This is a genomic window from Marinobacter sp. M5B (genome assembly GCF_042604615.1).
Taxonomy (GTDB): Bacteria; Pseudomonadota; Gammaproteobacteria; order Pseudomonadales; family Oleiphilaceae; genus Marinobacter; species Marinobacter salarius.
The window spans coordinates 1,648,725-1,670,829 of the sequence record NZ_CP156894.1; the positions used below are offsets into that span (position 1 = coordinate 1,648,725).

Genomic DNA, 22,105 nt, shown 5'->3' on the forward strand with positions numbered 1-22,105 from the left:
AGAACTCAGGAAGAACAACTGATACTCAGGTGCTTCCCCCAGTCCGGGGGAGGCGCTGAGTATTGTTCGAACCCCGGCTGTTCATCGAACGGCTTCTTCAAGACCTCCAGTAACTCCTTCATAGGCTCGTAGTCGCCGTTCTGGGCTTCCAGGATCACCTGCTGCGCAAGATAGTTCCTTAGAATGTACTTAGGGTTCACCTTCCGCATCTGGTATTCCCGCTCGTCATAGGCGCGGATTTCGGATTGCAGGCGCTGTTCATACCGCCCGAGCCATTCATCCGCCACACTGCGGTCCACAAACAGGTCGCGGACCGGTGATGAGCCTTTCGATGTGAGGTTGGATAGCCCCCGGAAAAACAGCGTGTAGTCCACATGGTGCTCGTGCAGCATGCTGAAGGTGTCCATTATCAGGCTGAGGTCGGATTCGTCTTCCTGGGCCAGCCCCAGCTTATCCCGCATGTTTTGCAGGAAGCGTTCGTTGTAGGCAAGCTCGTAACGCCGCAGCCCCCGTCTTACGTCGTCCTCGTTCATGATCGGAAGCAGCGCGTTCGCAAGATACTGGCAGTTCACAAACCCGACATTGGGTTGGCGATTGTAGCCGTAGCGTCCGCCCTGGTCGGTATGATTGCAGATGTAACCGGCGTCGAAATCGTCCAGGAAGGCATAGGGGCCGTAGTCAAAGGTGTCCCCGATAATCGACATATTGTCGCTGTTCATCACCCCATGGCAGAACCCCACGGCCTGCCAGTCGGCAATCATCCGCGCCGTGCGCTCGACCACCTCGACATACCAGCGTTGATAGCGTTCGTCCTCCGGGAGGTCGATCAGGTGAGGGAAGTGCAGCGCAATCACATGCTCAATCAGCGTTTTCAGGGCCTGTTTGCCCTCATGATGCGCTGCGAACTCAAAATGCCCGAATCGGATGTGCGTCTGGGCCACTCGCACCAACGCCGCCGCCGTCTCAATCGACTCACGCCGCACCGGGTCTTTCGCGCTCACCATGAACAATGCCCGCGTGGTGGGAATTCCCAGCGCTGCCATCGCCTCGCTGCACAGGTACTCGCGGATCGTGGAGCGCAGAACGGCCTTGCCGTCCCCGAAACGGGAATAGGGCGTTGTCCCAGCCCCCTTCAGGTGCCAGTCCCAGCGTCGCCCATCAGGGCCCACCGTCTCCCATAACAGTAGCCCACGGCCATCGCCCAGGTCCGGGTTATACATTCCGAACTGGTGCCCGGTGTATTTCATCGCCACCGGGTCCATGCCTTCCAGCAATTCCGTCCCGGCACCAATGCCGGTCCAGTCCTCGGGGTTCTGCGTGTGAAAACCCATCTCCCCGGCCAGGTCGTGGTTAAAACACACCATCCGGGCGTCCTTCAACGGCGTGGGCGGCACCCGGGTGTAAAAACTGTCCGGAAGCTCAAGATAACGATGTTCGACTTTAAACGGGTTGCTGCTCATAGCGTCAGTGTCCCAGATAACTCCAATCTCCCACAAACCAAATAACCACTGCCTATACTCCAATTGGTACAAAACCTGCAAAACTCAAAACAAACCAACAGGGAAGCCGTCAACCGTGTCCTCACCCGAATTGACCAATACCATCCGTACATTGATCAAACAGGAATCTCTTCCCGATTCCTACGCCGACACCGTCAAAAAGACCATCCTACCCCTGGCCCAGCACCTGCACAGTCTCAAACAGGCCCGAAACGAGCCCATCGTCATTGGCATCCACGGCGCTCAGGGTACTGGAAAATCCACGCTGACCCTGTTCCTCCGGGAACTGCTGACCAATCATTATCGAATCCCCACGGCCAGTTTTTCCCTCGACGACCTCTATCTCACCCGTGCAGAGCGGGAGCAGCGAGCAAACGAAATCCACCCGCTGTTCATTACCCGGGGCGTTCCCGGCACCCACGACCTGGCATTGGGGCAGCACGTTGTTGACCAACTGAAAGCCGCCCACCGGGACACGGAAACCGCCATTCCAGCGTTTGATAAGTCCCGGGATGACCGTTACCCGAAAGCACAGTGGCCTGTTTTCAAGGGCAGGGCCGACATCATCCTGGTGGAGGGCTGGTGCGTGGGAGCCGTTCCAGCGGGTAGCGAAGAGGAATTGATGGAGCCAGTCAACGAACTGGAGCGGTCCGAGGACCCTGAGGGCCTGTGGCGTCGAAACGTGAATAGCTGCCTGAAAGGTCAGTATGGTCGGTTTTTCAGCCAGCTCGACAGCCTGATCATGCTGCGTGCTCCCTCCATGGAGTGCGTGCTGACATGGCGCACCCTACAGGAGCAGAAGTTAAGGGATCGTTCTCGGGCTGCACCAAAAGAGAGCGCGTCTGATCAAAAGGCCGGGAATGAGTTACGCATCATGAGCAATGAGGAAATTGCCCGATTCATCATGCACTACGAACGGATCACCCGCGCCAGCCTGCAAGAAATGCCCGCCCGCGCCGATTGCGTGATCAATGTCGGTGAAGACCACAGTTTCGGTGAACCGCTGATCCGTCAGCGCCAATAGAGGACATTGCCATGGCCAAACCCAGACTGCTCCTGTTTTCCGACCTGGACGGCACACTTCTGGACCACGACAGTTACGACTGGTCGCCTGCGAAGCCAGCGCTTGAGCGGCTGGCGGCGGCGGACATCCCGGTGGTGCTCAATTCCAGTAAAACCGCAGGAGAGATACACGCCGTGCGGGAGCAACTGGGAAACACGGCGCCTTTCATTGTTGAAAATGGCGCTGCCGTTATTGTCCCCGCGAACTGTTTTGGACCGGGCCCTGAGCAAGTGCAGAGTTTTGGGGCATCCCGGGATGAGGTGTTAACCCTGCTGAAGGAATGTCGGGCTGAGGGTTTTCAGTTCCGCAGTTTTGCGGATATGAGCCCGGCGGAGCTGGCCGGGCACGCCAAACTCTCTGAACCGGAAGCAAAACTGGCGAAAGACCGCGCCGGCACAGAGCCATTGCTGTGGGAAGGAGACGAGGATTCGCTGGCCAAATTTCGCGAGAAATTGGATGAACACGACTGCCGTCTGGTGCAGGGCGGGCGCTTTCTCCATGCCATGGGCACTTTTGATAAAGCCGATGGGGTCCGTTTTTTGCTGGGTAAATACAGGGAACACTTTGAGCAGGACCGGCTGATTGCCATTGCACTGGGCGACAGTCCCAACGACCAACACATGCTGGAGGAAGCCGATATCGCGGTTATCGTTCGGGGCGTCCACTCAGAGAGCGTATCCCTGCCATCCCAGAGCCGGGCAATACGGTCCATTAAGGCCGGTCCGGCGGGGTGGAACGAATGCGTGCTGAATCTTCTGATTGAGTACGGTTACTGAAACCGGGTACTAACCACAGGAGAGCCGCCATGGGCGACTTTTACCAGAACGGCATCATCACAACCCTTCATAACCTGTGCCGACGGCCGGTGGAAGAGCTGGAGCGGGAACTTATGGGGTTCCGCAAAGAGCGACCGATGTCGCTGGTGCTGCCATCCCTGTACTCAGAGCTTGAAGGCCCGGCCCTTAAGAACATTGTGAAAGAACTCGCCAAAGTGCCGTATCTCGAGCAGATCGTCATCGGCCTTGATCGCGCCAACGAGGAGGAATATCGGCACGCCCTGGCGTATTTCTCCGAACTGCCCCAGCATGTGCGTGTGCTCTGGAACGACGGCCCACGGCTGAAAGCGCTGGATTTGCAACTGCGCGAGCAGAACCTGGCACCCACAGAAATGGGTAAGGGGAGGAACGTCTGGTATTGCTTTGGTTACGTGCTTGCCTCCGGCAAGAGCAAATCGGTTGCCCTCCACGACTGCGACATCCTGACCTATTCCCGTGACCTGGTGGCAAGGCTGATCTACCCGGTGGCCAATCCCGGTTTCAATTACATGTTCTGCAAAGGCTACTACGCCCGGGTAGCGGATGGCGCAATGAACGGCCGTGTTAGTCGGTTGCTGGTCACACCCCTGATTCGTGCGCTGAAGAAAGTGTGCGGCCCTAGCGACTTCCTGGACTATCTCGACAGCTACCGGTATCCGCTGGCGGGGGAATTCTCGTTCCGGACCGACGTCATTAACGACTTGCGCATACCCAGCGACTGGGGGCTGGAAGTGGGCGTGCTCTCGGAGATGAAGCGCAACTATGCCACCAACCGCCTTTGCCAGGTGGACATCGCGGATACCTACGATCATAAGCATCAGGAATTATCGCCGGAGGACGCCAGCCGCGGCCTGTCCAAAATGAGCACCGACATCAGCAAGGCCCTGTTCCGCAAGCTGGCCACCAATGGCGAAATCTTCTCCAACGAAAAGTTCCGCACCATCAAGGCGGCCTACTTCCGCATTGCGCTGGACTTTGTTGAAACCTACCAGAGCGATGCGGTGATCAACGGATTGAGCTTTGACCGGCATAAGGAAGAGAAAGCGGTGGAGTTGTTTGCCCAGAATGTCATGCGGGCAGGGGCCTACTTTCTGGACAACCCCATGGACACACCGTTTATTCCGAGCTGGAATCGCGTCACCAGTGCCATTCCGGATATCAAGCAACAGCTTCTCGAGGCCGTAGAGCTGGACAACGAGGAGTATCGGTAGCATGAGCAATACCCTGCATCACAAGCTCGCCACGATGCTGGATGTGGTTTACCCGGAAGCGGATACGGGCGTCCTCGCGGATCAACTGCTCGAAACCATGGGGCTGGCGTGGGGTACGTCGGCGCCCCCGGCCCACCAGAATAACTGGGACGAATCTGATGTCATGTTGATTACCTACGCGGACACCGTCCAGCGCAAGGGTGAGAAGCCACTTCAGACCCTGAACCGGTTTCTCGACGACTGCCTGAATGACACCATGTCCGCCGTGCATATCCTGCCGTTTTTCCCCTACAGCTCGGACGACGGTTTTTCCGTTATGGATTATCTGGCGGTCAATGAATCCCATGGCGACTGGACAGACATCGAGCGAATAGCTGACGACTACAAACTGATGGCGGACCTGGTGATCAACCACATGTCGGCCCGCAGCCGCTGGTTCGAGAATTTCCGGAAACGGGTCGATCCTGGCAAGGATTACTTCTTCGAGGCCAGGCCAACAGACGACCTGAGCGCTGTGGTCCGGCCCCGCACATCCCCGTTGCTTAACGCCGTACAGACAGAGGATGGCGAGCGTTACGTCTGGTGCACCTTCAGTGAAGACCAGGTGGACCTGAATTTTGCAAACCCCCAGGTGCTGAACGAATTTGTGGGCATCATCCGCTACTATCTTGAGCGGGGCGTGACCATTTTCCGGCTCGACGCGGTGGCTTTTCTATGGAAAGAGGTGGGTACGCCGTCCATCCATCTGCAGCAAACCCACGAACTGATCAAGATTCTGCGCCTGTTGATTGAACACCACACCCCCGAGAGCGTTGTCATTACGGAAACCAACGTTCCCAACCGCGAGAATCTGACCTACTTCGGCAACGCCAACGAAGCCCATGTGATCTACAACTTTTCGTTGCCGCCGCTGCTGATCAACACTCTGGTCACTGGCAACTGCCGCCACCTGAAAACCTGGCTGATGAGCATGCCGCCGGCGCAGATGGGCACCACCTATCTCAACTTCATTGCCTCCCATGATGGCGTGGGCCTGCGCCCAACAGACGGCCTGTTGACGGAAGAAGAGAAGCTGCGACTGATCAACACCATGGAATCCTTCGGCGGTAAAGTCTCCTATCGGCGTACGCCAGATGGCAAGGATCAGCCCTATGAAATGAACGTGGCGTTGTTTGATGCCTTAAAGGGAACAGCGGAGAGAGGCTCTGACCATTGGCAGTTGCACCGCTTTATCTGCGCTCACACCGTTATGCTGGCCCTGGAAGGGATTCCTGCGTTCTACATCCACAGCCTGCTGGGCACTGAGAACGACCATGAGCGGGTTGAGAACACCGGTCGTCTGCGTTCCATCAACCGAGGGCAGTGGAATCTGGACACTTTGGAAGCAGAGCTGGCGGACCCGCTGAGCCATCATCACAACGTGTTCACCGAGCTCAAGCGCCTGATTGCCATTCGCCGAAAGCAGCCCGCCTTCCACCCCAACGCTACCCAGTTCACCCTCCATCTCGGTTTGCAGCTGTTCGGCTTCTGGCGCCAGAGCATGCGCCGTGACCAGTCGATCTTCTGCATTCACAACATCACCGATGAGGTCCAGCAGGTGTCCCTTGGCGACATTAACCTGATAGGAACCGACCAGTGGCAGGACCTGATCTCCGGCCTGAAGATTGACGATCTGTCTGGCAGCCTGACCCTCAAGCCCTATCAAAGTGTGTGGTTGTCGAACCGGGAATGATGGCAGAATGCGCGGATGCCATCGACAGCTCAGCCCCGCATTTTACTATTGTCCGCCTACGACGCCGGCAGCCATCAACGCTGGCGTGAACAACTGGTGGCCAGCCAGCCTGATTTCGATTGGGAGGTGCTGGCGCTCCCGCCCCGCTTTTTCCGCTGGCGGATTCGCGGCAATGCACTGACCTGGCTGCAGGAGCCGGCGCTAAAGGCCCACTATGATCTCCTGGTGGTGACCTCCATGGTGGATCTGGCGTCCCTGAAGGGGTTCCATCCTCATCTGGCGGGTACGCCCACGATTCTCTACATGCATGAGAACCAGTTTGCCTACCCGGATTCCGGCCGGCAGCATTCCAGTGCCGAGCCCAAAATCGTTAATCTCTACAGCGCCGTTGCCGCGGATAAAGTGCTGTTCAACAGCGCGTGGAACCGGGACAGCTTTCTGGATGGCGCCCGACGTTTCCTGGAAATGATGCCGGACGGGCTCCCCGATGGCCTGCTGGAGGGTATCGGCAGGAAATCCCAGGTCGTTCCCGTGCCGATCGAAGACCGCCTGTTTGTTGAAAGAGAGAAACCGATCAACGCACAGTGCCCCCACCTCCTATGGAATCACCGCTGGGAATACGACAAGGCGCCAGACCGGCTGTCTCTGTTGCTGGATTCGCTTGCCGGCGCCGGCCAGGACTTCCGGTTGAGTGTGGTAGGGGAGCAGTTTCGCAAGGAGCCCGAGGCATTCGGTGGTATACGTGAGCGACACCGGGAGCGCATAGTGAACTGGGGATACCTGCAGAGCAGGGCGGATTACGACCGGTTGCTGGGCGAAGCCGATGTGGCTATCTCCACCGCTCTTCATGATTTCCAGGGGCTGTCGGTATTGGAGGCGATGGCATCTGGCTGCCTGGCATTGGCGCCGGACCGGCTGGCCTACCCGGAATATGTACCAGCGGCGCAACGCTATGCCAGTCACGCGGATAATCCAGCGGCGGAGGCTGACGCCGCAGCCGGTCTACTAAGCCGCTTAATACATCAACCACCGGAGATTTGTAGACCCGGAGATTGGCGGCTCAGTGAACTGCAAATGAAATATTACAAAGTGATCAGTGCAACCCTGGGCCAGCAGACGGTATCCTGAGCCTGACCCAAAACACGGAGTAAGCGCAGATGATGAGAGCCATCAAAGTCAGTGGCGACACACTGAGCTGGGAAGCGTATGAAGCGCCTTCCGAGGTGCCCGAAAATCATGTGGCTATTGATATTGCGTGGACCGCCATCAACCGTGCGGATCTGATGCAGAAAGCCGGTGTGTATCCGCCACCGCCCGGGGCGTCGGACATCCTGGGCCTCGAAGTCAGCGGGACTATTTCCAGGGTGGGAGAGGGTGTTCATAACCTCAAACCCGGTGATGAAGTCTGCGCACTGCTTACGGGCGGTGGTTATGCCACCCATGTGGTGGTGCCTGCGGTTCAGGTGTTGCCCGTTCCAAAGGGTTACAGCCTGAAAGAGGCAGCGGCCATTCCTGAAGTGTTTGCGACCGCCTGGCTGAATCTCTATCACGAAGCTGCACTCAAGCCTGGTGAGAAAGTGCTGGTCCACGCAGCGGCCAGTGGCCTTGGTACGGCCGTGATTCAATTGGCAACGGCTCTCGGCAATCCGGTGTTTGCCACGGCCGGCGACAACGACAAACTCGAGATCTGCAGAAGGCTGGGCGCCAGCGGTGTCTGGAATCGCAAGGACGGTTCGTTCGTCGATGCCATCAAATCCTGGGGCGGGGTGGACATGGTGCTGGACCCCGTTGGCGGAAACTACATCGCCGAAGACCAGAAAGTATTGAATATGGATGGCCGCATCATACTCATTGGCCTGATGGGCGGTCGTATGGCGGAAGTCGATCTGGGGTTGATGTTGATGAAACGCCATCGCCTGATCGGCTCAACCCTTCGGTCCCGGCCCGTGGCGGACAAGGGTGACGTCATGAGTGCCCTGTATAAGCATGTCTGGCCACTGCTCAGTGCCCGGCAGATTGATCCGGTGATTGATAGTGCCTGGCCTATCGAGAAGGCCGGGGAAGCCATGGCCTATGTGGCGGAGAATCGAAACATCGGGAAAGTCTTGTTGCAGGTTGCCGGGTAAACCTCCTTCCCTGGAGGTTTTCCGGATCAATCGGCGATGTGTACCAACTGCTTGCCGAAGTTTTTCCCTTTCAGCATACCCTTGAAGGCTTCCGGTGCGTTTTCCAGGCCTTCCGCGATGGTCTCGCGGTATTTGAGTTCGCCAGAAGCCACACGGTCCGCCAGGATATTGGTGATTTCCTGATGTTTGTCTTGCCACTCTGTGACCAGGAAGAAACGGTGCTCCGGCACCGGGTCCAGCGCCTTGAGTACGTGGAAAGGTGTTTCCACGGACCCCATGTCCTCGGCATTGTAAGCGGACACGAAGCCGCAGATAGGTACCCGAGCGCCAGGGTTGAGTAACGGCGCCACGGCACGGGTTACGGCACCGCCCACGTTTTCGAAGTAGATGTCGATGCCGTCGGGGCAGGCGGCCTTGAGATCGGCTTCGAGGTTGCCGGCCTTATAATCCACGCAGGCATCAAAACCCAACTCTTCCACCACATACCGGCATTTCTCCGGGCCTCCGGCCACGCCGACAGTACGGCAACCTTCTTTCCTGGCGGTTTGCCCAACCACCGTGCCCACCGGGCCAGACGCGGCGGACACCACAACGGTCTCGCCGGATGTCGGCTTGCCCACGTACATCAGGCCGCAATAACCGGTGCGTCCGGGCATCCCGGCAACGCCAAGGTAGGCCTGCAGGGGCACGTTGTCCTTCGGTTCAATCTTGTAGACCATCTCCGCATTGGCAGGGAACACTACATACTCCTGCCAGCCCGAGTAACAGGTCACCAGGTCACCCACTTTGAGGTTGTCTGACCGGGACTCGACGATCCGTGCGACGCTTTCGCCAACGACGACCTCGTCAAGGCCAATAGGATCCATGTAGCCCTTGGCATCGTTCATGCGGGGGCGCATGTAAGGGTCCAGCGACAGCCATAGCACTTTGGCCAGGACCTCACCTTCTTTCAGTTCGCGGACTGGCCGCTCTTCAAGGGCCAGGTCACCCTCCTGAATTTCGCCCTGCGGGCGCTGCTTGAGAATCACCGCTCGATTGGTATGGTTGGTCACAAATCATCTCCGGTTGCATAATGAAACCAGATTAGGGTGCAGCAGATTCGTTTTGAGGTCAACATCCCGGCTTTGCGAAACCGGGGTTACATTCTCCTGCCTGATCGTTATAATCACCCAAGCTCAGGACGAGCTGTTTGTTGAACGACGCCAATTTCAGACATCTTCAGGGACCGAAGACATGCCCCAGGCAACCGGACTGCAGTTCACGGCCACCCTTGGCCAACTCCCCAAAGACCTGTTCGTGGTCGCCCGTTTCGAGCTGACCGAGTACCTTTCCAGGCTTTGCTACTGCAAGCTGGAACTGGCCAGTACCTCCCCCGACATCGCCCCCGAAGACGTGCTGGAACAGCCCGTGGAACTGGTGATGTGGCAGGATGGCGTTCCGCTGCGGCGCTTTACCGGCGTGATCAACGAATTTGTCCGGGGTGATTCCGGCCACCGCCGCACCCGTTACGACGTCATCGTTCAGCCACCCCTGTGGCGCCTCGACCTGATGCACAACAGCCGCATCTTCCAGACCCAGGCCACCGACGCCATCGTGCGCACCCTGCTGGAAGAGCGGGGCCTTATCGATACCGTGTTTGATTTGAAACGCACCCCCGAAGAACGGGAATACTGCGTCCAGCACCGGGAAAGCGACCTGGCCTTTGTCGAACGGCTGGCCGCCGAAGAAGGCTGGCACTACCGCTATTACCACGGCGATGTGGAAGGCAACGACCAACCCGCCCTCATCATCGCCGACCACCACGGCGATGCCCCCCGGCTCGAGCCGGTGGAATACAACGCCAAGGCTGGCGGCAGCACCCGCCAGAGTACCGTCTTCCAGTTCCGCTACCGGGAACGGGTGAAAGCCGCCTCCGTGGTCATGAAGGACTACACCTTCAAGAACCCCGCCTATGCATTGATGCACGAACACCAGGCCGACAAACTCGACGGCCAGCGGGAAGACTACCAGCACTACGATTACCCCGGCCGCTTCAAAGCGGATGCCAGCGGCCAGCCCTTTACCGAAAGCCGTCTCGATGCCCTCAGGAACGACGCCGCCATCGCCGATGGCCAGAGCAACCGCCCCGACTTCACCGTGGGCGCCAAAGTCGAACTCACCGACCACGACAACCCACGCCTGAACCGGGAATGGCTGTTCACCAGCATCACCCACACCGGAGAACAACCCCAGGCCCTGGAAGAGGATGGCAACAACGGCGCCACCACCTACCACAACGCCTTCAACGCCATCCCCGCAGATCGCACCTGGCGGCCACAGGTCGAACACCGCCCGTTGATGGACGGCCCCCAGATTGCCCTTGTCACCGGCCCCAAAGGCGAAGAGATCCACTGCGACGAACACGGACGCGTCAAAGTGCGATTCCCTTGGGATAGGTACTCAAAAAACGACGAACACAGCAGCGCCTGGCTCAGGGTCAGCCAGGGCTGGGCCGGTGGCCAGTATGGCTTCATGGCGCTGCCGAGAATCGGCAACGAAGTCATCGTCAGCTTCCTGGACGGCGACCCGGACCAGCCGATCATTACCGGAAGAACCTACCACGCCACCAATACGCCGCCGTACGCGCTGCCGGAGCACAAGACCCGCACCACCCTCAAGACCCAGACCCACAAGGGTGAGGGCAGTAACGAACTGCGGTTCGAAGACGAAGCGGACAAGGAACAGATCTACGTCCACGCCCAGAAAGACCTGGACCTGTTGACGGAGAACAATCGCACCGAGGTGGTTAAGAACGAAAGCCACCGAACGGTGGACAACAACGAGTTCAGCAATATCAAGGGCAGCGACCACTGCACTGTGGACGGTGAGAAGCGACAGACTGTCGGCGGCGACTGCAGTCAGAACATCGGTGGCACTTTCCACCAGAAATCCGCCCAGGGCACGCTAAGTGAAGCGGGCACCGAAGTTCACCACAAGGCAGGCGCCAAAGTGGTGCTGGACGCGGGTGCAGAACTCACCATCTCCGCCGGCGGCAGCCTGCTGAAACTGGACCCGAGCGGCGTGACCCTGGCAGGGCCCGGTATCAAGATCAACTCTGGTGGGGCACCGGGCAGTGGTTCCGGGCAAGGTGTGGTGATGGCGGAAATGCCCCAGAACCTGGAGGGGCTGGTCCATCAGGCCATTGAGCCAGCAGCGCTGCCCGAAGTGCCCCTCACCGCACCACAGTTCAACAACCTGATGTCGGATGCACCTTTCTGTGAAGAGTGCGTGAAGTGTCGAGATGGGGTGTGTGATGTCTGAATCGCAAGGTTTTTGCACACGTCTTGACGATGTTCGTCAGCAGGCTGGGCCCGAAAGCGCCATCTATCTTGTACTGAGTGGCACCAGTGCTTCGAAGCCTGTTCGTCATTTTTACGCCATGGATGGCTTGACCGCCCTTCCGCTGTTTCAGGGCACTCAATACGCGGGGTGGCACGAAGTCATGCCATTCCTGGCACAGGTAACGGAAACAAGCGCATTCCTGGGCTGGATCGACGAATCCGACAGTGCCGACTGGGGCTGGGGATTAGTGAGTAACGCCACGCTGGAGGAGGTGTTCAGCCACATCCGCAGCCTGACCAAGATTCTCCTGCCAGACCGACAAGAGGTGTTCTTTCGCTATTGGGACGCACGGTATTTTGGCGCGATTCTGGAAAGCGTTGATGAGACATGCCGCGCCCAATTGATGGGGCCGATAGCAACCGTGGTGTTGCCTGGAGGCGAGGTCATTGAGCACCCGGGTGCCCCGGATACCGCCAAACCTGTAGAAGAGTTTCCATGGTTTGTTCTGCCCGCCGAAGCTCTGAAGAAAATTGCAGCCCTTTGCTGGGGGCAACTGGTGGACAATACGGTTTCGGCGCTTGGCAAGAAAAAGCAGACGCCCCTGGTTCGGTATCCTGGGCCCATCGCCCGCCAGAAAGTTGAACGTCATTTACGGCGGTTGACCAGCGGTGACGCCATCACCGAACTGTCTCCGGAACACGTGCAAACCATACACGAAGCTCTGATGCGTGAGGCATTGCAGGGCGCACACTGATTGAGGATGAATCAATGATCGAGTCACGGACGGCTCTTCAGGCTTCAGAACAGACATCCGGCGCACTTCCGGATATCAATGCCATTACCCGGGAGCTTCGGGAATCCCTTTCCAATTCCTACGATGACTGGCGTGACGGCTGGTTCTCATCGATCTTCATGGGGCATGAGCAGGTTCTGGAGGTCAATGGTGAGAACAACCGTGAGGACGTCAGTGAAAACGAGATTGTCTCGTCCACCGTTGCGCCTTGCGAGGAAACCCGAAAAATCAAGATTGCCCACTTCCATGAGAACGTGAGCAAGACCCCGATACCGTCCACGCGTTTCCAGATTCAGGAAAATACCGGATGGATATTCGATAGCTGGGACACGATTCACAGCGGCACCACGGATGAAAATGGCCTTGCGGAAGTGCCGGTCACTCCCGGAAAGGAATACCGGGTGGTGATGTCTCCCGATGTCTCCCAGGCGGAGATGGATGCGCTCTATCAAACCTACGAGAGCTTCGTAGACCGTTGCTGCGCTCTGCTGGAAAGCACCTGGAACAACGGCGCCCGCCAGGAATGGGACAGTTATCTGTCAATGAGCTCCACGGAACAGTCGCTGGCCGTTTACGGCCGTCTTCAGGAAGGCATCGCGGATGGCTTTACCGCCGTGTTGGATGATATCCGTCGTATCTACGACGTAATCTGCGGCTTGCTGGATTACGACTTCAGCAACCTGCCAGACGATCTTCAGGAACAGATGGAGACGCTGAAAAAAGCCGACGATGCCTATCTCAAGGCGTGCCTTGTGGCTAACGACGAGATCTTCCTGTTCCTGGTGATGTACACCGTCCGTCAGTATTTCAGGCTTCTGTCACCCACTCAGGTAGCTGAAGTCTCGGGCGAGCTGGTTGGGCAGATCCTGTTCGACGTAGTGGTTGGGCTGATCATCACCGGAGGTGCCGGCCTGGCAGCCAAGTATGGTGTCCGTATTGGCAGCAAAGCGGTTGCAGGTGCGATGAACGTGGCGGATGGCGCACGCACCAACAAAAATATTCTCGGGGAATTTCTTGGCCAGTTTGCCAGGGAGTTCCAGGATTTCATGGAGGATATCGGTACCAATCACCGCGCCATCCAGGTGGCCGGCGGTAGCCGCCTGAACCCGTCCAGCACCCAGCCCGGTCCGGACGTTCGAAACCGCAATGCGATGTATCAGCAGATTGCTGACGATGACGAGGTTGTGAACTTGCAGGCTGGAGGCCGTGATCATGCTGCCGCCAGTGAGGCCAGCAAGGCTCCGGTCCGGGATGATCCATCACCCTCTGAAACCGATCAGGGCCGGGTCACGCAGGACAATGAATCCACGGAAAGCGTGGAAGACCCGATCAGCACGGTTACCGGTGAAGAGGTGCTTGAGCTGACGGATGCGCGCCTCAGCGGCCCGTTGCCCTTCGAATTCAAGCGGGTGTATCGCTCCGGCAGCAGTGATCGGCGCCTGGATATGGGTTACGGCTGGCGCCATAGCCTGAGCCATAGCCTGAGCTTTGACGGCAACAGCATCACCTGGCATGACCACGAAGGTAAGAATACCCGTCTGCCTGAGCTCGATAGCACCCCCTTTGGCACCAACTCTCAGACCGGCATGGCCGCCTGGAAAGACGGCGAGCAGATTGTTGCCTGTGCCGGGGAGAAAGCACCACGCTACCACTTCCGCCGGGAGGGGGATCGTGGTGTGCTGGTGCAGATTTCCGATCGATACGGCAACAAACTGCAGGTTGGCTATGACCTCCACGGCCAATTGGAGCGAGTGGTCAGTGATGCTGGAGACGCCCTCGCATTCGAATTTGACGGCCCTTATCTCAAAGCGGTCAACCGCCTGCGACGTAAGCTGACCGACACCGGTTACCAGTGGCAGGCGCTGAGGACCGAGCGCCGATACAGCTACGATGACGGTGATGACCTGATCGCGGCTGAAGATGCGATCGGTGGTATCGAACGCTACGGTTATGACAACCACATGCTGACCAGTCGTCAGCTTGCTGGCGGATACAGCTTCTATCTGGAATGGGACGAAGCCTCGCCCAAAGGGCGTTGCATTCACCAATGGGGCGACAGTGCCCAGATTGATACCCGGTTTGAGTGGGACGACGATAACCACAGCTGCACCGTCAGCTACGTCGACGGGAGCAAGGAGATTTGGCGATACGACGGTGCAGCGCAACTGCAGGAAAAGATCGACCCGGACGGTGCCCAACACATCAGCGAGTACGATGAAAAAGGCCGCCTGCAGGCCACCGTTGACCCCATGGGCGCCCGCACCGAGTACCAATACGACAGCAACGGACGCCTGCAGGGTAAAACCGGCCCCGACGGCCAGCCTGTTCTCTTCACCTATCGCAAAGGGCGGATCGCGGAAATCCACCGCAGCGGCCAGACCTGGGCGTTCGACTATACCCAGCACGGTGACCTCGCCCGCGAAACCGATCCAAAGGGACGGGTTACCCGCTACAGCTACAACCCCGAGGGCCAGCTAACTCAGGTAAACCTGCCCGATGGCCGAACCCACAAATGGGGCTGGAACAACCACGGCCAACTGATCGAGGAAACCACCCCCACCGGTGCTTTCTACCAATACCGGTACGATGAATTTGGCCAGTTATTGGCCAAGAAAGACGCCCGTGGCGCCATTACCCGTTATCAATACGATGGCCTGGGGCGGGTGACGGACGAAATTCTCTCTGGCAACCGGCGCCGACAGTACCACTACAACCACTACAACAAAGTAACGCGTTTTGTTGACGAGAAGGGCCGGGAAACCTGCTACGAATACGGCAACAACCTCCACCTGCTGACCCGACGCATTAACCCGGACGGCAGCGAATTGCGCTACCGGTATGATCACCACCGTTTCCTGCTCACCCACATCGAGAACGAACGTGGTGAAGAGTATCGCATCGACTATTACCCGAATGGTCTGGTCAAACAGGAAACGGCTTTCGACGGTCACAGGACGGCTTACCAGTACGACCTGAACGGTCACCTGATCGAAAAAGCTGAGTACGGCACGTCCACAGACGTACTGCAGACCACGGCCTACGAGCGGGATGAGCTCGGTCAACTACTGAAAAAAGTGCTGCCAGACGGCCGTGAAATCCAGTACGGCTATAATGCCGACGGTAAGCTGAGCGCTGTGGATGACGGGCGCTGGCCATTGGCCTTTGAGTACGATGAATTCGGCCTACTGAAAACGGAGCACCAGGGTTGGGCGACCCTTCGTTACCAATACGACGAGATGGACCGCTTGCGCGGCATGGTGCTCCCGGATGGTCAGTCGCTGACCTACCAGCATGATAAAACTGGCCTTCTGTCTGGCATCGACCTCAACGGAAAACAACTAACCCGCCATCGCATGGCTTCCACCGGCGAGGAAGTCGAACGCCAACAGGGCGACCTGTTGAGTGCCTATGTCTACGACGAAGAAGGCCGTCTGACCCAGCACCGGGTGCACCAGGGCCGCATCAAGGACATCGCTGCCCAGCGGGATTACCAGTACGATCCAAACGGCAACCTAAAGGCCATTCAGGACAGCCGCAAAGGCCTGCGGGAATACGTTTACGATCCCATGGACAGGCTGGTTGGCGTGCGAGGCGACCTCTACGAACAATTGATCCACGACCCAGCCGGCAACCTGCTGGAACAAAGCCAAAGCCCGGCCAGTGGAAACACCGCCAACGTACGCGGCAACCGGCTCACCATGCACGGTGACTGCCACTACGAATACGACGAATTCGGCAACCTGACTGAAGAACGCCGTGGTAGGGACCAGAAACTGGTCACCCGCTACACCTACGACTGCGAACATCGCCTGAGCAGCGTCACCAAACCGGATGGCAGCACCTGGCACTACGAATACGACGCCTTCGGCCGCCGCATCGTCAAAACCAACGGCCTGACACGAACCGAATTCCTCTGGCAGGGCGATCGCCTGATCGCCGAGGAAACCGGCGACCAGTACCGCACTTACGTCTACGAGCCAGATACCTTTAAACCCCTGGCACTGGTAGAAGGCTGCGGCCCCGAACAGGCCAGCATTTACTATTTCCACCTGGACCACCTGGGCACACCCCAGGAACTCACCAACGCCGAGGGTGACCTCGTCTGGTCGGTGACTTACCGGGCCTACGGCAACGTTGTTCGCGCCCTGGTCAACGAAATCGACAACCCGATCCGCTTCCAGGGCCAATACCACGACCCGGAAACCGGCCTGCATTACAACCGCCACCGGTACTACAATCCCAACACCGGGCGCTTCCTGACCCCGGACCCGATTGGGCTTGCGGGTGGGTTGAATAACTACCAGTATGTGCCTAATCCTACGGGGTGGGTGGATCCGTTAGGCCTGACTTCTGTCTCGAAGAATGACCCGAGTGAAAGTGGCTCACGACCTGATTTTTATGTGGGCCCTAGCGGACCAGATTCAACTATGCCCAGTACAGGTTATAGGTACATGAGGTACAGAAATGATGATGGATCCGTAAACAAATGGGCAGAAATGACGATGGAGAATAAATCTGCTCCAGTGACATATTTCGGTTTCGACAAATACTCATCAGGCAGTGCAGCACGAAACGCTTTTCAGATAAAAGGACCTGATTTGGGCCCAGATTCATGGAGTGACGCAAGACTATTGGGAGAGTTTGATACCCTTCAACTGTACGAAAACGGGATGCCTAACTCACGTATTCCATTTTGGGGGGGAGACAACCCTGCATCTGGTAAATTGGAGCCATTCGCAGAAGCGTATCCGAAATATGGCGATGGTGGAGCTGTTCAAATGCATGCGGAGGGCCAAACAATAATGTTCAGAAAGCTCGAAATTTTACCGGAGGAATGATGAAGTTTCCGACAATCGATGAATGTAAAAGAGACCTGAAGAGAATTATAAGTCGGGTCGTTGTAAAAGAAGAGGATAAAAATAGGATATTGGATTTGCTATTTCTCGATCCAAAGATATTGCCAATGAAAGCTATTTTAGAAGAATTAGAAAGTGTCGCAACTTTAAAGTTGACGGATGATGAAAAAGAAATACTGCAGGATATAAAATTTATATATATATAGATCTGGTTCGATTCTAGGTTCTTAGAGGTCAACGGAGGAGGTAGAGCTGTTCAGTCCATGATCAAGAAAGATCTAGAAAGTGTTATTCATACGAGAGCGAACAGCACAGATGCTGCATTGTTGCGTGAGATAGTCTTGTCACCTGATTTTAGGTTCGTGAATGCAGCTCCTGTCAGTGTCGAGCCGAAGCAGGAGGCTGAGCAGATGAAAATACACTACGATTCAGTTCTGAATGCGGGATTTGAGAATTGGGGATTCGAATCAACAATTGAGAAACTTAGTATTTCCGAAAGTGAAAACATTCAGTTTATTGGTTTCAAAGGAGCTGACTATTCAGCCAAGCTTTATTTTGAGGGCATACCGGAAAAGGTGATTGGTGTAATCGTAACTCGGCGTCCTTCAGTTTCACCCGCAATAGACCAATCTGGAAAGGCATTGTAGTCGACCTCACTCCACACACTGCACCTTATCCCCATCTTCCACCACCAGATACCTAGCCGGCAAATCCGGCAGTGAGGTTGTAATCAACTCCTCCAGCCTGCCAGACGCTCGCAATTCACTGAGCCCTTCGTTGAATTTCTCCAGATACCGTTCACTTTCTGGCACCTGTTTGGACAGGATCAGGTACAAGTAATCCGATTGCAGCGGCGCGGTGTGGAAGGTGATCTTGCCGCTGAGGCCGAGCTCTTTCAGCATGCCCATGCCCACGGCGGGCTCCATTGGAAACAGGTCGATTCGGCCAGCCGCAAGTTTGCGGAAGTTGGATTCGTCGGAGGTGGTGACATCGGCACTGATGGTGCCGGCGGCGACGGCTTCCTCGAATTCCTCGCCGTAGTTGTAGTCCTGGGTCAGCCCTATGCGATAGCTCTCCAGGTCTTTTACGTCTTCCCAGTCGAAATCCATGCTGGTGCGATGAAACAGGGCGTAGTTATGGGCGACGATTGGGTCGCTGAAGTGGAAATGCTTTAGTAATTTCTTTCGACAGGTCCAGGCAACTGAACCGTCCCACCGGCCTTTTTCCGCCAGAAGGCGAGCGCGGGACCAAGGGAAAAAGCCATAGGATACGGGAATGTCTTTCTTGGCGAAGGCCAGGGTGACGATTTGGGAAATGACCCCGTAATGAGGTGGTGTGTTTTCCATGTAGGGAGGCCAGTGCCCATTGGTGAGCCTGATGGTCGGAGCCGCTTCGTCGGCTTGAAGCGGCAAGGCGAGGGCGCAGGCCATCAGCGCACTGGTAAGGGTAGTGTAGAGGTGACTCAATAGCTGCCTGATCAACCGAATGAGTCGTCGATCGTGCTTGGGCGATCCCTGCTTAAACATCTGTCCATCCACCAAAGCAGGTGCTGGCCGGATGGCGGGGGTGGTTCACAACACCGTCATCGATCGGTCGCACTAGAAGTTGATGATAGTCAAAGAGTAGCAGTCGCTCAGATCATTACAACCAGTCGATTTTGGGGATGCCTAGCGGTGATTGCCCCTCAGGGCTTTGACCTTTTCTTCCAGCATTTCCGCATTGGCCTCCTGCGCGGTTGCTGGCTCACCGGCAATGAGTTCAATCCGCGACCAGAAGCGCTTGGGAAGATGTTTCAACGCAGGCCCGCCGCAGTGGCTGAAGAAGCTGCCCCACAGGCCTCGCAGGGCCATGGGAACGACTGGTACCGGGCGTCGCTCCAGGATAATATCCACGCCGCCGCGGAAGGTGGCTACCTCACCGTCGGAGGTCAGGCGGCCCTCGGGAAAGATGCAGACGACATGGCCGGCGTCCAGTTCTTCGTCAATGCGCTCGAAGGCGGCGTCGTAGATCTCCGGTACCCGATTGCGGGAGCCAATGGGAATGGTTTTGGCAAGCTTGAAAATCGCGCCGAGTACCGGCGTTTTAAAGATCTGGTAGTCCATCACGAATCGGACAGGCCGCCTGATCGCGCCGGCAATCACGAGGGCGTCCATGTAGGTGACGTGGTTGCAGACCAGCAGTGCCGGTCCTTCCTCGGGAATGCGATTCAGGCCTTCGTGGTGTACCCGGTAAATAGTGTGGGAAAGCACCCAGACAATAAAACGAAGGGCGAATTCGGGCACCTGCTGGTACACAAAGCCCGCCACAATCAGGTTCATGATGGCCAGTACCAGGAAGAATTCGGGGATGCTGAGGCCGATCACGCCCAGCATCATTACGCCCATGATGGCGCTGACCACCATGAACAGGGCGTTGAACACGTTCAGTGCCGCAATAACACGGGCGCGCCGTTCCTCCGGGGTTTCCCGTTGCACAAATGCGTAAAGGGGCACGATAAACAGGCCACCAAAAAAGCCGATCCCCAGCAGATCGATGGCCACTTGCCGGTGCTGGCTGTCGCTGATCATCATCCACCAGTCGGTTGGTACCGGGTTGGCGGGCATGTTGAAGTAGAGGTCGAGCCCGAACAGGCTGATGCCCAGGGAGCCAATGGGCACAATACCCAGTTCTATCCGATGGCCGGAAAGCCGTTCGCAGGCGACAGAGCCTAACGCAATGCCGATGGTGAAGATGGCCAGCAGCAGGGTGACCACGGTTTCATCACCCATAAGGTCGGTCTGGGCAAAGCTGGGGAACTGGGTGAGGTAGGCGGCGCCGAGGAACCAGAACCAGGAAATCGCCATAATGCACAGCAACACCGAGTGATTTTCCGCGGCCAGGCGCATCAGATGCCAGGTTTCCCGCAGTGGGTTCAGGCGTATGGTCATGTCGGGATTGGTGGTGCCGGTCACCGGGACTTGCCGCGCTGCCAGGTAGCCGATGACGGCCAGGGCGAGGACCCCGATTGCTGCGAGTTTCTCCGGTTGGTCGCTGCCCATAAGCAGGCCAGCGGCGAGTGTGCCCACAAGAATAGCCACGAAGGTACCCATTTCCACCAGCGCGTTTCCGCCCACCAGTTCGTCGTCCCGAAGCACCTGGGGCAGGATGGCGTACTTCACCGGGCCGAAGAAGGTGGATTGCACGCCCATCAGGAACAATAACAGCAGCAGCGATTCGTACCAGCCGACCCAGAGCCCGGCGGCGGCCAGCGCCATAATGGCGATCTCCGCGAGTTTTACCCAGCGAATCACACGGGACTTTTCATACTTGTCCGCCAGTTGGCCAGCGATACCTGAAAACAGGAAAAAGGGCAGGATAAACAGCAACGCCGCGATGTTGACCACCACATCAATGGGCAGCCCCAGCAGCCCACCAGCCGTGTAAGTAATCAGCAACAGCAGGATGTTGCGGAACAGGTTGTCGTTAAAGGCGCCTGAGAACTGGGTCAGGAAGAACGGCAGGAAGCGTCGCTCTGAAAGCAGCCGGAACTGGCCGTGGTCGTCCATGATAGCGATCCATCATCTCGTTGTTGATGGAGAATATTCTGCCACAAACCGGTTACTGAAACAGGGTTCTGGTTGCAGGGAGCTTCACGTGATGAGCAGGTTTGTCATTTTCGGAATAACATGATGGCAACTGCTTTGGACGTTGCTGTTTATGAGTCAGGCCAGGTACTCGGAACCACAAACACCCGGGAGGTCTCACTCCAGTAGCCGTCCTCTGGCGACCGCTCCAGCACTGCAAACAGGCGGGGGACACCGGCCGATCGAACGACGGCCAATGCGTCTTCGGTGCTCTGTGGATCGGGGGTCTCTTGTTGGCGCCAGGGGCCGAGCCAGTGAGGTTTAACCAGCGGAATCCATCGTTTTCCGTCGGCGGCCGTTACGTTTCCCGTCGCATTCATTTCGTCCAGATCGCTGATATAGAGCCAGTCACCACGCAGGTGTCCCACCGGGATGCACTCCGGTGGCGATAGGGGCATATCCAGGGGATAGAACAGATACCCCGGCATGAAAATCCGTGGACGAACGGGTGTTTGGATGTCCAGGGACGCCAGAAGGTTGCGGGTCTCGGGTCTTGCTGTGAGTTGGCTCTGGTGGTCGGTCAGACGTTGGGTTTTGAGATCCAGACGGTCCCGAGTATTAGGCCCGTACCAGAGTGGCCTCGCCTGACCGTCATTCTGATGGCCGAGGTAAAACTTCACGGCAATTTCGTGGTGTTCGACCACGTTATCGGCAGGGTTGCGGACCAGGAAATCGAGTTCGCCCAGTGTAATGCCGTTGCTGCGGACCGGCTGGTTCTTGAGAATAACCTCCCAGCCCAGGAGGTCCTGCATCAGGCATTCGTACAGGCGCTCGAAATAGTGCCCAAGCCGTCGCGCCGGTGGTTCCGTGAGTACCTCCGGGCCAAGTTCGGGCGCACTGTCCCATACCTTCAGGCGCTCTTCAGCATCATCCGGCAGGTAAGTTTCCGGGGCAAAACCCATGGGAGAACTGATAAGCTGGGGAGCATGACACATCCACGCCAAGTGGCGCACGGCTGGAACTCGGTACTGGAGATGGGCGGTGGTTTCAGGGCGTCGGTTCATTCTGGCAGGATACCCTAAACCATTGATTTGATCAGTCCCCGTCATAGGCCTCGGGGCAACGC

General features: G+C 57.3%; 16 protein-coding genes. 11 read left to right on the forward strand and 5 right to left on the reverse strand.

All coding sequences use genetic code 11. The features are described from left to right. Positions 1–5: 5 nt before the first annotated feature. The gene (locus tag AAGD24_RS07430) at positions 6–1,460 is read right to left on the reverse strand and encodes a YdiU family protein (protein ID WP_379867013.1); all 1,455 of its coding nucleotides are present in this window, start codon (positions 1,458–1,460) and stop codon (positions 6–8) included. A 115-nt stretch (positions 1,461–1,575) separates the two neighbouring features. On the opposite strand from AAGD24_RS07430, the gene AAGD24_RS07435 reads away from it, so the two are divergent. Genes AAGD24_RS07435 through AAGD24_RS07460 form a run of 6 tightly spaced genes read left to right on the forward strand, consistent with a single transcriptional unit; the run spans position 1,576 to position 8,446 of the window. Beyond that, entirely contained in the window at positions 1,576–2,523 is a 948-nt protein-coding gene (locus AAGD24_RS07435; RefSeq protein ID WP_227544243.1) for a hypothetical protein, read from the forward strand. An 11-nt stretch (positions 2,524–2,534) separates the two neighbouring features. Further along, positions 2,535–3,338, forward strand: coding sequence for a mannosyl-3-phosphoglycerate phosphatase (locus AAGD24_RS07440; RefSeq protein ID WP_075195568.1), 804 nt, complete (start codon positions 2,535–2,537; stop codon positions 3,336–3,338). Between the two features lie 29 nt (positions 3,339–3,367). Next, positions 3,368–4,588: a glycosyl transferase gene (locus AAGD24_RS07445; RefSeq protein ID WP_036206058.1), complete on the forward strand. Its 1,221-nt coding sequence runs from the start codon at positions 3,368–3,370 to the stop codon at positions 4,586–4,588. Between the two features lies 1 nt (position 4,589). After that, on the forward strand, positions 4,590–6,320 hold the full coding sequence (locus AAGD24_RS07450) for a sugar phosphorylase (RefSeq protein WP_126810389.1): 1,731 nt from the start codon (positions 4,590–4,592) through the stop codon (positions 6,318–6,320). A 15-nt stretch (positions 6,321–6,335) separates the two neighbouring features. After that, positions 6,336–7,448 (forward strand): DUF3524 domain-containing protein, encoded by a 1,113-nt coding sequence (locus tag AAGD24_RS07455; protein WP_036206063.1) that lies wholly within the window; start codon positions 6,336–6,338, stop codon positions 7,446–7,448. 32 nt (positions 7,449–7,480) lie between these two features. Then, positions 7,481–8,446, forward strand: coding sequence for an NAD(P)H-quinone oxidoreductase (locus AAGD24_RS07460; protein WP_036206891.1), 966 nt, complete (start codon positions 7,481–7,483; stop codon positions 8,444–8,446). Between the two features lie 26 nt (positions 8,447–8,472). Here AAGD24_RS07460 and AAGD24_RS07465 read toward each other — a convergent pair whose 3' ends face one another. Next, positions 8,473–9,498, reverse strand: coding sequence for an NADP-dependent oxidoreductase (locus AAGD24_RS07465; protein WP_379867016.1), 1,026 nt, complete (start codon positions 9,496–9,498; stop codon positions 8,473–8,475). Between the two features lie 181 nt (positions 9,499–9,679). Here AAGD24_RS07465 and AAGD24_RS07470 point away from each other — a divergent pair, with 181 nt between their 5' ends. The 5 genes from AAGD24_RS07470 to AAGD24_RS07490 are packed head-to-tail and all read left to right on the forward strand — an operon-like array spanning position 9,680 to position 18,063. Beyond that, positions 9,680–11,746: a type VI secretion system Vgr family protein gene (locus AAGD24_RS07470; RefSeq protein ID WP_379867017.1), complete on the forward strand. Its 2,067-nt coding sequence runs from the start codon at positions 9,680–9,682 to the stop codon at positions 11,744–11,746. Then, entirely contained in the window at positions 11,739–12,521 is a 783-nt protein-coding gene (locus AAGD24_RS07475) for a DUF4123 domain-containing protein (protein ID WP_136633646.1), read from the forward strand. The genes AAGD24_RS07470 and AAGD24_RS07475 overlap by 8 nt, the downstream gene beginning before the upstream one ends. A gap of 14 nt (positions 12,522–12,535) precedes the next feature. After that, positions 12,536–17,398, forward strand: coding sequence for an RHS repeat-associated core domain-containing protein (locus tag AAGD24_RS07480; protein WP_379867019.1), 4,863 nt, complete (start codon positions 12,536–12,538; stop codon positions 17,396–17,398). After that, entirely contained in the window at positions 17,398–17,622 is a 225-nt protein-coding gene (locus AAGD24_RS07485; protein WP_085681330.1) for a hypothetical protein, read from the forward strand. The genes AAGD24_RS07480 and AAGD24_RS07485 overlap by 1 nt, the downstream gene beginning before the upstream one ends. Positions 17,623–17,679: 57 nt before the next feature. Then, on the forward strand, positions 17,680–18,063 hold the full coding sequence (locus tag AAGD24_RS07490) for a hypothetical protein (RefSeq protein ID WP_085681329.1): 384 nt from the start codon (positions 17,680–17,682) through the stop codon (positions 18,061–18,063). A 6-nt stretch (positions 18,064–18,069) separates the two neighbouring features. Here AAGD24_RS07490 and AAGD24_RS07495 read toward each other — a convergent pair whose 3' ends face one another. From AAGD24_RS07495 to AAGD24_RS07505, 3 genes are all read right to left on the reverse strand, one after another. After that, positions 18,070–18,942 carry an ABC transporter substrate-binding protein gene (locus AAGD24_RS07495; RefSeq protein WP_228210833.1) on the reverse strand — a complete coding sequence of 291 codons (873 nt, stop codon included), beginning with the start codon at positions 18,940–18,942 and terminating at the stop codon, positions 18,070–18,072. Between the two features lie 141 nt (positions 18,943–19,083). Continuing rightward, the gene (locus tag AAGD24_RS07500) at positions 19,084–20,961 is read right to left on the reverse strand and encodes an MFS transporter (protein ID WP_379867021.1); all 1,878 of its coding nucleotides are present in this window, start codon (positions 20,959–20,961) and stop codon (positions 19,084–19,086) included. 149 nt (positions 20,962–21,110) lie between these two features. Then, a complete protein-coding gene (locus AAGD24_RS07505; RefSeq protein WP_379867023.1) occupies positions 21,111–22,043 on the reverse strand; it encodes a DUF1853 family protein in 933 nt (310 codons plus the stop codon). Positions 22,044–22,105 lie beyond the last annotated feature (62 nt).